The 11,151-nt window shown below is 40.0% G+C and carries 9 protein-coding genes; 8 read left to right on the forward strand and 1 reads right to left on the reverse strand.

What is annotated here, in order from left to right; all coding sequences use genetic code 11:
- Window positions 1–54: 54 nt before the first annotated feature.
- Entirely contained in the window at window positions 55–1,266 is a 1,212-nt protein-coding gene (gene aspD, locus ABDZ53_RS11825; protein ID WP_343756795.1) for an aspartate 4-decarboxylase, read from the forward strand.
- A 297-nt stretch (window positions 1,267–1,563) separates the two neighbouring features.
- On the opposite strand, the gene glmS is transcribed toward aspD, so the two are convergent.
- Complete coding sequence (gene glmS / locus ABDZ53_RS11830) at window positions 1,564–3,369, reverse strand: glutamine--fructose-6-phosphate transaminase (isomerizing) (RefSeq protein WP_343756781.1); 1,806 nt, start codon at window positions 3,367–3,369, stop codon at window positions 1,564–1,566.
- 294 nt (window positions 3,370–3,663) lie between these two features.
- On the opposite strand from glmS, the gene ABDZ53_RS11835 reads away from it, so the two are divergent.
- From ABDZ53_RS11835 to ABDZ53_RS11865, 7 genes are all read left to right on the forward strand, one after another.
- Window positions 3,664–4,239 (forward strand): hypothetical protein, encoded by a 576-nt coding sequence (locus tag ABDZ53_RS11835; RefSeq protein WP_343756783.1) that lies wholly within the window; start codon window positions 3,664–3,666, stop codon window positions 4,237–4,239.
- A gap of 169 nt (window positions 4,240–4,408) precedes the next feature.
- Complete coding sequence (locus ABDZ53_RS11840) at window positions 4,409–4,810, forward strand: BRcat domain-containing protein (protein ID WP_343756785.1); 402 nt, start codon at window positions 4,409–4,411, stop codon at window positions 4,808–4,810.
- A 111-nt stretch (window positions 4,811–4,921) separates the two neighbouring features.
- Window positions 4,922–5,482 (forward strand): aminoacyl-tRNA hydrolase, encoded by a 561-nt coding sequence (gene pth, locus ABDZ53_RS11845; RefSeq protein ID WP_343756787.1) that lies wholly within the window; start codon window positions 4,922–4,924, stop codon window positions 5,480–5,482.
- An 86-nt stretch (window positions 5,483–5,568) separates the two neighbouring features.
- On the forward strand, window positions 5,569–9,072 hold the full coding sequence (mfd, locus tag ABDZ53_RS11850; protein ID WP_343756797.1) for a transcription-repair coupling factor: 3,504 nt from the start codon (window positions 5,569–5,571) through the stop codon (window positions 9,070–9,072).
- A 38-nt stretch (window positions 9,073–9,110) separates the two neighbouring features.
- Complete coding sequence (locus tag ABDZ53_RS11855) at window positions 9,111–10,172, forward strand: MazG nucleotide pyrophosphohydrolase domain-containing protein (RefSeq protein ID WP_343756789.1); 1,062 nt, start codon at window positions 9,111–9,113, stop codon at window positions 10,170–10,172.
- On the forward strand, window positions 10,159–10,425 hold the full coding sequence (locus ABDZ53_RS11860) for an RNA-binding S4 domain-containing protein (RefSeq protein ID WP_343756791.1): 267 nt from the start codon (window positions 10,159–10,161) through the stop codon (window positions 10,423–10,425). Before ABDZ53_RS11855 ends, ABDZ53_RS11860 begins: the two co-directional genes overlap by 14 nt.
- A gap of 138 nt (window positions 10,426–10,563) precedes the next feature.
- The gene (locus ABDZ53_RS11865) at window positions 10,564–11,001 is read left to right on the forward strand and encodes an FtsB family cell division protein (RefSeq protein ID WP_343756793.1); all 438 of its coding nucleotides are present in this window, start codon (window positions 10,564–10,566) and stop codon (window positions 10,999–11,001) included.
- Window positions 11,002–11,151: the final 150 nt, after the last annotated feature.

An 11,151-nucleotide genomic window follows, 5' to 3' on the forward strand; every position in this document is an offset into this window, starting at 1 on the left:
CAAAACAGAAATGGCCTGCGTTCGACAAAGCACTTAAGAATCCCACTGCTTTAGCTGTGGGAGTGTCAACCTCATCCTGAACGTGTCCTCCAAGCGAGTGAAAATCCCATTAAACAGTATTTGCATCATGAACTGTTTTCGTCTAACAGTGTGCCGTTTGATATCTTTGCTGTTGAAGGGGGAACCGCTGGAATAGTGTACACCTTCAAATCATTAGTGAATAATCATTTGCTGGAACCGAAAGATAAAATAGCTTTAATGATTCCAACCTTTGCTCCATATTTAGAAATTCCAGGATTACCTGAATATGGCTTTGATGTGGAGTATATTCGTTCCGAATTAATGGATATCAACGGACAAACCAGTTACCAGTTTAAAGAGGAAGAATTAGATCGCTTAAGAAATAAAGATATCAAAGCCGTTTTTGTGGTTAATCCGAGTAATCCGACAGCTAACGCTATTTATGATTCCTCTATTGACCAATTAAAAGATATTGTTGAAACCGATAATCCGGACTTAATGATATTGTCTGATGACGTTTATGGGACCTTTCTAAATAAATTTACTTCTTTATTTACAGCGCTGCCCTACAACACAGCTTGTATTTACTCGTATTCTAAATACTTTGGAGCGACAGGCTGGAGAATAGGAACCATTGCTTTAGCAAAAGATAATGTGTTCAATCGATTATTAGATGAGTTGCCAGAAGACAAAAAGAAAGCATTAGATAAACGCTATGAATCCATTACTTCCGACCCTAGACGTTTATCCTTTATAGACCGTATGGTAGCCGATAGTCGGTCTGTTGCCTTAAACCATGCGGCCGGTTTGTCAGCTCCTCAGCAAGTCATGATGACCTTATTTAGTTTGTATGCACTCCTTGATGAAGAGGACATATACAAAAAAGAAGTCATGCAGATTTGTCATAAAAGAGGCGATTTGCTTTACAAGTCATTGGGATTGACTATGCCGGTTGAAGAGTTGAATACAGCCTATTATTGTGAAATCGACTTTGACTGGTGGATGAAAAAACGATATGGTTCAGAATTTAAAGACTATGTAGAAACACATTGGACAATGACCGATATAGTGGCTCAGTTAGCTGAGGAAGAACGCTTGAATTTACTCAAATCGGAAGCCTTTGGTTCAAGCAGATGGACTGTTCGCGTATCTTTGGCCAATGTAGAAACCGAAGCGCATGCTGAAATTGGGGAACGGATTGCTAGTATGATGGACCGTATTCACACAGAGTGGTTAACTCAATAAGAATCACAAAATCTCCTTTTCGTTTTTAACAGAAAAGGAGATTTTTTATATAACCTTACTAGGCAATAAATACTCTTTGAAGTCGAATAAAGTCACTATATCAGACCGGGCGAGAGACAATTAAGTCTTTCTGATCCTATAAAGATATTAAAACTGACCTCCCATATAGAATACGGCTGCTCTTGGTCGAATAAAGAAAGCTTGTTACAGTGGGAAGTTGAAAATATAGGTAACCTAAATTAAAACTATAAAAAAGGAGTTAAATCCACGCGGGATTTAACTCTTTTATATTCATATTTAAACTGTAACTGATTTAGCCAAGTTTCTCGGTTTATCGACGTCATTTCCTCGGTGTAAGCCACAATAGTAAGCCAGTAATTGGGTAGGGATGACACTGACTAATGGAGAAAGCAAGGGATTGACCTTCGGAATAACGACATTGTCATCCGGCTGATCCAATCCTTCCATAGCAATGGTCAAGACATGAGCCCCGCGCGTTTTGGTTTCTTGAAGATTGTTCCGTGTGCGTCGCGCGACAGGTTCTTCTGTCACTAAACCAATCACAGGGGTTCCTTCCTCAATTAACGCGATTGTTCCGTGTTTCATCTCGCCAGCAGGAAAGCCTTCTGTCGGGATGTAGGAAATACCTTTTAATTTCATGGCTGCTTCTAATGCTACGAAGTAATCTAAGCCGCGGCCGAGATAAAAAGCATGGCTTGAATAGCTCAAGACCTCAGTTGATAACTGTTCAATCGCTTCTGTGTGATCGAGAATACGCTGCATAGCATCCGCAACCGTTTCAAGTTCTTCTATTAAGAATGCTTCTTTAAGTGAGCCGTTTTTCAAACCGATCACTTCTGAGAGAATTGCCAGAACCGCAATATGAGCTGTGTAAGATTTTGTGGAAGGCACACTAATCTCAGGACCAGCATGCAAGGATAAGTTAAAACTGGCTTCCCTTGTCATAGCCGAGCCGGGGACATTGGTTAGAGATAAGGAAGGGTACTCCCATTCATTGACCAAAGCCAAAGCTTGTCTCGTATCTGCCGTTTCACCACTTTGTGATAAAAAGAGGAAGAAAGGTTTTTTAGGTATAAGCGGCGTATGATAGGCAAATTCACTTGAAACATGCACTTCTACTGGTATGCGAGCTATCGTTTCTATTAAATTCTTCCCTACTAATCCAGCATTATAGCTTGTACCCGCTGCAACAATATAAATACGATCCGAATCTAAAATAGAGTCTGTAATATCTGGAGAAAGAGACAGCTCTCCTTTGTCATTCTGGTATTTCTGAACAATCTTACGAATGACAGACGGTTGTTCTGATATTTCTTTTGCCAGGTAAGAAGGAAATTCACCTTTTTCAATGGCATCGGAATCTAAATCAGATGTATAGAATGCTCTATCTATTTTCTCACCTGAAAAATCTTCAATAGTGATAGAGTCTTTCGTCAAGATAGCGACTTCTTTGTCTTTCAGTTCAATAAACTGATCGGTCTCTTTAACCATAGCAATGGCATCGCTACAGATAACTGTAAAGCCGTCACCTTTTCCAAGGAGGAGAGGACTTTTATCTTTTGCGGCATAGATGACATCAGGATTTTCATTATCAATTAAAGCTATAGCATAAGAACCTTCCAAAGCAACAATGGCTCTTTTGAACGCATCGAGAGTTGTCATGTCTTCCGTTTCCACAAACCACTCGACTAATTGAACGATGATTTCGGTATCTGTCTCACTGATTAACTCATAGTCATCTAAATAGGCATCTTTGATTTCCTGATAGTTTTCAATGACACCGTTATGAACAATACTGAATCGTTTGCTCTCAGACTGGTGAGGGTGAGCATTACGGACACTTGGTTCACCGTGAGTAGCCCAACGCGTATGACCAATTCCCGAATTAGCCTTCACTGAATCATCGACTTTTTCTCTTAAAGCGGAAATATGACCTTCTGCTTTAAACAAGTGACTGTCTTTTTCTTCATTGGTGACAAAAATACCTGCGGAGTCATACCCACGGTACTCCAGTTTTTCCAGACCATTCAGCAAAATGTCCTTGGCATCTCTTGTTCCGATGTATCCAACAATTCCACACATATTATGACCTTCTTTCCTATTGAAATGTCTCTTTTAATCAAAAACCATGTAAAGAGATTCTATCCGCGCATCATTACAATGATAAATGCGAACAAAAAGTAAGTCAAGCTATAAAACCTACGAGAAGAGACCTATGTTATTAAATGTTAATCACCTAAATGTTAATCATCATTTAATTTTTATAATTTGTTTGTCATAAGTAAACGGTTGTGGTATGATAATTTCGAGCGAAAATAAAAATTCTATCCTGGTGTTGCAATCGTGATACACGAAAATTTAGGAGGGAATTATTTAATGGACTATAAAAAACTAGTAAGTTTATTGGCTATCTCAACTTTTGCTTTGGCAGCTTGTGATACGGACGAAGAACCATCACCTGAGCCGGAGATTGAAGAGGGAGTAGACGATACAGAGGACGTTGACGACTCGACTGATGAAGAGGTTGATACTGAAGACGGAGCTGAGGACACAGACGGCGAAGAGGGAACAGGTCAAAGTGCCCACGATATTATTGATAATATTGAAGGGAACGACTTAGGCTACACAGCTGATGTGGAACTCGAAATCACTGGGGGTACTTGGACTCAAGACGGTTATACATTCACACCTGAAGAGGGTGAAGCGACTGTAACTGGCTCAACTGGAAACCCAGATGCCTTTGCATACGTTATCCAAGAAGGAGAAGTCATCGATGCTCCTGAAATGGGCGAAGACGGAACCTTCACTTATACTGTTCCTGGTACGGATGCTGACCAAGAATTCCAAGTTGGTGTATCTGACGAAGATTTATGGGCAGTTGGAGACGAAGCTGACGTTGAACAGTTAGATCGTTATGAAAATGTTATTATCTTAGCACCTGCTGGAGAATAATAGATATACTTAAGAATTAAACCAAAGGACTCTCTTGAGCGAGGAGAAGCCTTTGGTTTTTCTTGTGAATCAGATTCCGAAAAAATGAAAATGTTCACCTTTTCTTAATATCCATCCTGTATACTTATAGGGTAAAGAGAAAAAAGAAGTGTAAAAAGGAATGAATACGATGGAATGGATTCAAAAGATACTTTTTTATATGAAGGGTCGATACGGCTATGATGAATTGTCTAAAGCCTTATTTATAATCGGCTTACTATTGGGCGTCCTGTCCAACTTTATAGGAGGCCAAATCGTATCTGCTATAGGAATTGCGGTCTTAGCCTTCGGAGCCCTTAGAATTTTATCTAGAGAAAAAACGAAACGGAACAAAGAACTGCAAGTGTATTTGAAATGGAAACAAACCATTCTGACACGCTACTATAAATTAAAAAACCGCTGGGCCCAGCGCAAAGCTTTTGCGATAAAGAAATGCCCGAACTGTAAGCAAAAAGTGCGTGTCCCAAGAAAGAATAAAAAAATACGGATTACATGCCCGTCATGCCAGACGAAGTTTATCAAAAAGACATAGAGTAACTATTTTTGGCAAGAGCCTAAATATGGTATACTAAAAAAATAAGAAAAGGACTGAACGGTTACCGTTCAGCTTTTTTGCATGTATAGAATCATGAAGGAGAGACAGATGAAATTAATTATTGGCTTAGGCAACCCTGGATCGAAATATTCTCAAACCAAACATAATATTGGGTTTATCACATTAGACGAAATCGCTTATCAAAAGGGATGGGTATTCAACCGTTCTAAATTTGACTCGGTTTATGCTGAAGGCATGGTAGGATCAGAGAAAGTCTTACTCATCAAACCTCAGACCTACATGAATGATTCCGGTCGCTCCATTAGACCTTGGATGGACTTTTACAACTTGACAGAAGAAGACATAGTCGTTATCTATGATGACATGGATTTGCCAGTAGGAAAAATCAGATTACGACAAAAAGGAAGCGCTGGAGGACATAATGGAATCAAGAGTTTGATTTCTCACCTAGGGACTCAAAATTTCAATCGACTGCGTATTGGCGTAGGTCGTCCCTACGAGAATCAGTCTGTCGTTTCCCATGTACTCAGTCCCTTTCACAAATCTGTTCACGAAGATATGCTGTTTGCTGTTAAAAAAGCAGCCGATGCTGCCTTGTATTGGGCAGAGGGGCATTCTTATATTGATACCATGTCCCAATTTAACTAATCACTGAAACAAAAGGAGAAGATAGGGTGGCACAACTACACACTTTCTTAAGTGAAAAACCCTCTATAAAAGATGTTTTTTCACAAATGGAAACCAAACACACGCAGTTAATTACCGGGATGGCTGGCTCGGCACGTACGTTATTTCTCCAGTCCTTACTTGACGTTAAAAACAAACAAATCATGGTTATTACTCAAAATGTCTACCATGCGAATCAACTATTGACTGACTTAACTGGTCTCGTTTCTGATGACCAGCTTTTTCTGTTTTCAGTTGACGATATGATTCATGCTGAAATGGCAATTTCATCTCCTGAAGCAAGAGCCGAAAGAGTGAAAGCTCTAGACTTCATCTTATCTCGCCAACCAGGTATTGTGATTGTTCCTTTAGCTGGGGCGAGAAAAATACTGCCCACTCCAGATAAGTTTCAAGAGGCAGAATTAACTTTTTCGATTGGAGAAGAAGTGAATCTGGAAGACTTACCTAGAAAATTGACAGAAATGGGGTATAGGCGGGAACATCAAGTCGCTGCCCCCGGTGAGTTCAGTATGCGCGGAGGGATTATAGATGTGTATCCTCTGACAGAAAAAAATCCTGTCCGTATAGAATTATTTGATATCGAAGTCGATTCTTTAAGGTGTTTTGATGCCGATACGCAGCGATCCAACGAAACAGTGGAAGCTGTTACACTTATCCCTGCTACGGACACCCTTCTTTTACTCGATGAAAAAGAAGAGAGCGTGAAGCGATTAGAGGAAGCTTTGACTTATTCTTTAGAAAAAATAAAAGATGAAGAAAGAAAAGAAGCCTTAATCCAAACCATGACACCGATTATTGATGCTGTAAAAGAAGAAGTGTTCAATGAAGAGATTGTACGCTTCACAGATGTATTGTATAAAAAGCATGCTTCCGTTTTAGATTACGCTGGGGAAGACAGTTTATTTGTTATGGATGAGTACCCTCGTATTGTTGAGAATGAAGCTCTTTTAGACCAAGAAGAAGCGGAATGGGTAAGAACTCAGCTTGAACAAGGAAATATTCTTTATAACCAGCGTTTTTCTCTATCCTTTAGGGACACGTTGAAAAAAGCTCCTCAAAAACAGCTCCACTTCGCTTTATTCCAAAAAGGAATGAAGGGATTAAAACTGGATGCTATTCATCCGTTTCAATTCCGTACCATGCAGAAATTCTTTGGCCAGATGCCTTTAGTAAAAACGGAAATGGAGAGATGGAACAAGCAGGGCTATACCGTCGTTGTGATGACGGAAAATGAAGAAAGAGCTCAGAAAGTTCACCAGACCTTACTCAATTTTGAAATTCCAAGCACTCTATCTGATGAAGAGCACATTCGAGAAGGCACCACTCAAGTGGTAAGTGGCAGTGTGCAGAACGGCTTTGAACTGCCTTTAGAAAAACTTGCTGTTTTAACAGAAAAAGAATTGTTTAACCGTGTACCGAAGAAAAAAGTAAGAAGTCAGAATATTTCCAATGCCGAGAGACTGAAAAGTTACACAGAACTGAGCAAAGGCGACTACGTGGTTCATGTCAACCACGGAATTGGTCAGTATACAGGGATGGAAACGATGGAGATAGGCGGCATTCATCAGGATTACTTATCGGTCGTCTATAAAGACTCGTCTAAACTCTTTATTCCAGTTACTCAGATAAATCTGCTTCAAAAATATGTGTCGTCTGAAGGGAAGACACCGAAAATTAACAAGCTCGGTGGAACATCCTGGGCGAAAACGAAAAAACGGGTAGCTTCACAAGTAGAAGACATTGCGGATGAGTTGATTGAATTATATGCTGAAAGAGAACGAAAAAAAGGATATGCGTTTTCTAAAGACGATGCTTACCAGCAGGAGTTTGATGATGCGTTTCCTTATTCAGAAACAGAGGATCAATTGCGATCCATAAAAGAAATCAAGCGAGACATGGAAAAACCAAGACCGATGGATCGTCTCTTAGTCGGAGATGTAGGGTATGGTAAGACAGAAGTAGCGATACGAGCTATTTTCAAAGCTGTTCAAGATGGCAAGCAAGTGGCTTTTCTTGTACCGACAACTGTCCTGGCCCAGCAGCATTATGAAACGATGATGGAACGTTTTGCAGACTTTCCTGTTGAAATTGGATTAATGAGTCGCTTTCGAACCAGTAAGCAACTCAAAGAAACCACGGATAAGTTGAAAAAGGGACAAGTTGATGTAGTCGTTGGGACACACCGTATTCTGTCCAAAGACGTCATATTTCAAGATTTAGGCTTGTTAATAGTGGATGAGGAGCAGCGTTTTGGTGTCAAGCATAAGGAACGCTTGAAGCAGTTGAAAAATGAAGTGGATGTGTTGACCTTAACAGCGACTCCTATCCCAAGAACGCTTCATATGTCTATGCTGGGAGTGAGGGATCTATCTGTTATCGAAACCCCTCCAGCCAATCGTTACCCTGTTCAAACCTATGTCCTTGAATTAAACGGAGCGGTTATCGCAGAAGCAATCGAAAGAGAAATGGCAAGAGGCGGACAAGTCTTCTTCTTGCATAATCGCGTCAGCACGATTGAGCAAAGAGCAGAAGAGCTTAGACAGCTCGTCCCAGGAACGCGTGTAGCCATTGCTCACGGTCAGATGACAGAAAACCAGCTGGAAAATGTCCTATATGAATTTATTCAGGGAGATTATGATGTCCTCGTTACAACAACCATCATAGAAACGGGTGTGGACATGCCAAATGTTAATACCCTTATCGTAGAAGATGCAGACCGGATGGGCTTATCTCAGCTTTACCAGTTAAGAGGACGTGTTGGTCGAAGCAGCCGTATTGCCTATGCTTACTTTATGCATCAGCCCAACAAAATCCTGACAGAAGTCAGTGAAAAACGGCTTCAGGCGATTAAAGACTTTACGGAATTAGGATCAGGTTTTAAAATCGCCATGCGTGACCTGGCCATTCGTGGAGCAGGAAACTTGCTTGGCCAACAGCAGCACGGCTTTATTGATAGTGTTGGATATGATTTATACTCTCAAATGCTATCTGAGGCTGTGGCAAGAAAACGTGGAGACAAGTCTGCTCAAAAAACAGTGGTGGAAATGGACTTATCAGTCGACGCTTATCTGCCTGGAACTTACGTGGAAGATGAACGTCAGAAAATTGAGCTGTACAAACGCATTCGTCAATTTTCATCAGAAGAAGATTATGTGGAGTTACAAGACGAGCTTATCGATCGATTCGGAGAGTACCCTCAGGAAGTAGCGGATTTGCTTTCAGTTGGGTTACTGAAACTGCATAGTGAAAGAGCCTTAATTGAAACAATCAAACGAGAAAATGCAAAGGTTACCGTCACTTTCTCATCTGAAGGAACAAAAGCTATGCCTTTACCAGAAGTCTTTAAAGCTCTGAAAGATATTTCTCTTAAAACCGATATGCAAGGGGAAGGTAGCCTGCAAATCGAATTTAAATTACCGAGACGCATAAAGGATAATGAATGGCTAGACAGTCTCATCCTCTTTGCCAGAAATTGTGCAGAGGTTATGGAAACCATAAAAGAGAAAGAAAAAGCAGAAGCGGCTAACGTGTCTTCTGCGACAGACGAATAGAACAGACAATTTTAAAGGAAACAAGAAGGGAGGCTTTTATGCATACCATTACTATAGTGGGTCTAGGACCGGGTGATAAAGATCAGATGCCTATCAAAGTAGAAAAAGAGTTAAAGAAACATTCCACTATCTTTATGCGGACCAAAGATCATCCAGCGGTAGCTGAGCTCGAAGAAGAAGGATTGTCTTTCCAAACATTCGATGCTATCTATGAAAGAAACGAAAAAGACTTTAATCGTGTGTATGAATCCATTGTATCGACATTAATTCATGAGGCTCAGTCCAAACCTGTTTTATATGCGGTGCCTGGACATCCGATGGTTGCGGAAAAAACAGTCACAGAATTACTGAAACAGTACGAACAGGTGGATGTCATCGGAGGCGCGAGTTTTTTGGATGACTTGTTTCTATCTGTACAAGTCGATCCGATAGAAGGGTTCCAGTTAGTGGATTCTTTTGATTTAAATGCGGATGATTTGCAGACAGGGCAGCACATCATCGTGATGCAAGTCTTCAATGCCTTAATGGCAGGAGAGGTCAAGTTGACCTTAATGGAGAAATACCCTGCCGACCATGAAGTGGCGGTAGTAGATGCTGCGGGAAGTAAAGAGGAAAAGGTCCAGTGGATGCCATTGTTTGAAATAGACCGGTTTGACGGTATATATAATTTAAGATCCCTTTACATTCCCCCTCTAGAGCGAGACGAGCAGGTGACTTCTCTTTCGACTTTACAGTATTACATTGACAAGATTACCTCTCCGGATGGGGATGTCTGGATTAATGAACAGACCCCTCAAGATCTGGTGACTTACTTTAAAGAGGAAACAAATGAATTAATTGAAGCGATAGAGAATGAGGATATAGACAATTCTATAGAAGAATTGGGAGATGTTCTTCTTCAAATCCTATATCAAACGAATACGGCTGAAAAAGAAGGCATATTTACTTTCGAGGATGTCCTGACTGAAATTAACCGTAAAATCAGGCGCCGACATCCACACGTCTTTGACGGGGTAAAAGCAACGACGGTGGAAGAAGTCGATGCCCTCTGGCAAAAAATAAAAGAAGAAGAAAAGAGGATGAAAGATGAGACTAGATAAATATTTAAAAGTATCTCGAATTATCAAAAGACGTTCTGTCGCAAAAGAGATTGCCGACAAAGACCGTATTTTAATTAATGGTCAAAAAGCGAAGTCATCAAGTAAAGTAGCCATTGGAGATGAATTGACCATCCAATTTGGAAACAAGACTTTAAAGGTATCGGTAGATGATATTAAAGATACAACGAAAAAAGATGAAGCCAAAGAGTTGTACACAGTCATTGAAGAAACCTATAAAGAAACGTCCGAGTAGAGAGACCGTGAAGGCACATCAGATGATGTGTCTTTTTTTAATATTCTTCTTAATATAAACACACAAAGCATCTTTTAATACACTTCCTTTCTTGTTATACTTTAAGCACGAAAACTAAAAGGAAGAGGAGCAATAAAAATGGAAAATAAGAAATCGAGTATTGCTCGAATGAACAATCCTTACATACAACATAAAACGTTAGCAGATATTCGGGAGTATAAGCGTAAGCGTAAATTAAAGCGTCGAATGAAACTGATTGTCGCTGTAGGTATTTTCTTAATCCTATTGATCAGCAGCACACTGGTTAGAAACTACTTTAAGCTGGGTGAACTAGAAGAACAAAAAGCAGTAGCTGAAGCAGAATTAGAATCTTTAAATTTAGACCAAGCGGAATTAGAGTATTACATTGGGTTACTGGAAGATGAAGAATATGTAGCGAAACTAGCACGCAGTGAATACTATTTAACAAAAGATAATGAAATCGTCTTTAGTTTTCCTGATGACCGAAATCCTGATCATTTAGAAGCGACTGAAAATGAAGCAGAAATGGAAGAAGAAAACGAATCATCTGATTAGTTAGCCTAAAAAGGCGAACAATTAACACAAAAGATGACCAAATGTCCAATTAAACTTTATTCCAACCCATTTGTATGGTATAATCTCATCTTTAACACCCAAAACCCCGATAAATCCCTACACTAAGGGATTTACCGGGGTTTAAAAATG

This window comes from Alkalibacterium iburiense (genome assembly GCF_039521845.1).
GTDB classification, from domain to species: domain Bacteria; phylum Bacillota; class Bacilli; order Lactobacillales; family Carnobacteriaceae_A; genus Alkalibacterium; species Alkalibacterium iburiense.

What these genes read in the sequence shown, in the direction of transcription:
- glmS (WP_343756781.1), bottom strand. Translation starts at nt 3,369, where the DNA reads ATGTGTGGAATTGTTGGATACATCGGAACAAGAGATGCCAAGGACATT.
- ABDZ53_RS11835 (WP_343756783.1), top strand. Translation starts at nt 3,664, where the DNA reads ATGGACTATAAAAAACTAGTAAGTTTATTGGCTATCTCAACTTTTGCT.
- ABDZ53_RS11840 (WP_343756785.1), top strand. Translation starts at nt 4,409, where the DNA reads ATGGAATGGATTCAAAAGATACTTTTTTATATGAAGGGTCGATACGGC.
- pth (WP_343756787.1), top strand. Translation starts at nt 4,922, where the DNA reads ATGAAATTAATTATTGGCTTAGGCAACCCTGGATCGAAATATTCTCAA.
- mfd (WP_343756797.1), top strand. Translation starts at nt 5,569, where the DNA reads ATGGAAACCAAACACACGCAGTTAATTACCGGGATGGCTGGCTCGGCA.
- ABDZ53_RS11855 (WP_343756789.1), top strand. Translation starts at nt 9,111, where the DNA reads ATGCATACCATTACTATAGTGGGTCTAGGACCGGGTGATAAAGATCAG.
- ABDZ53_RS11860 (WP_343756791.1), top strand. Translation starts at nt 10,159, where the DNA reads ATGAGACTAGATAAATATTTAAAAGTATCTCGAATTATCAAAAGACGT.
- ABDZ53_RS11865 (WP_343756793.1), top strand. Translation starts at nt 10,564, where the DNA reads ATGGAAAATAAGAAATCGAGTATTGCTCGAATGAACAATCCTTACATA.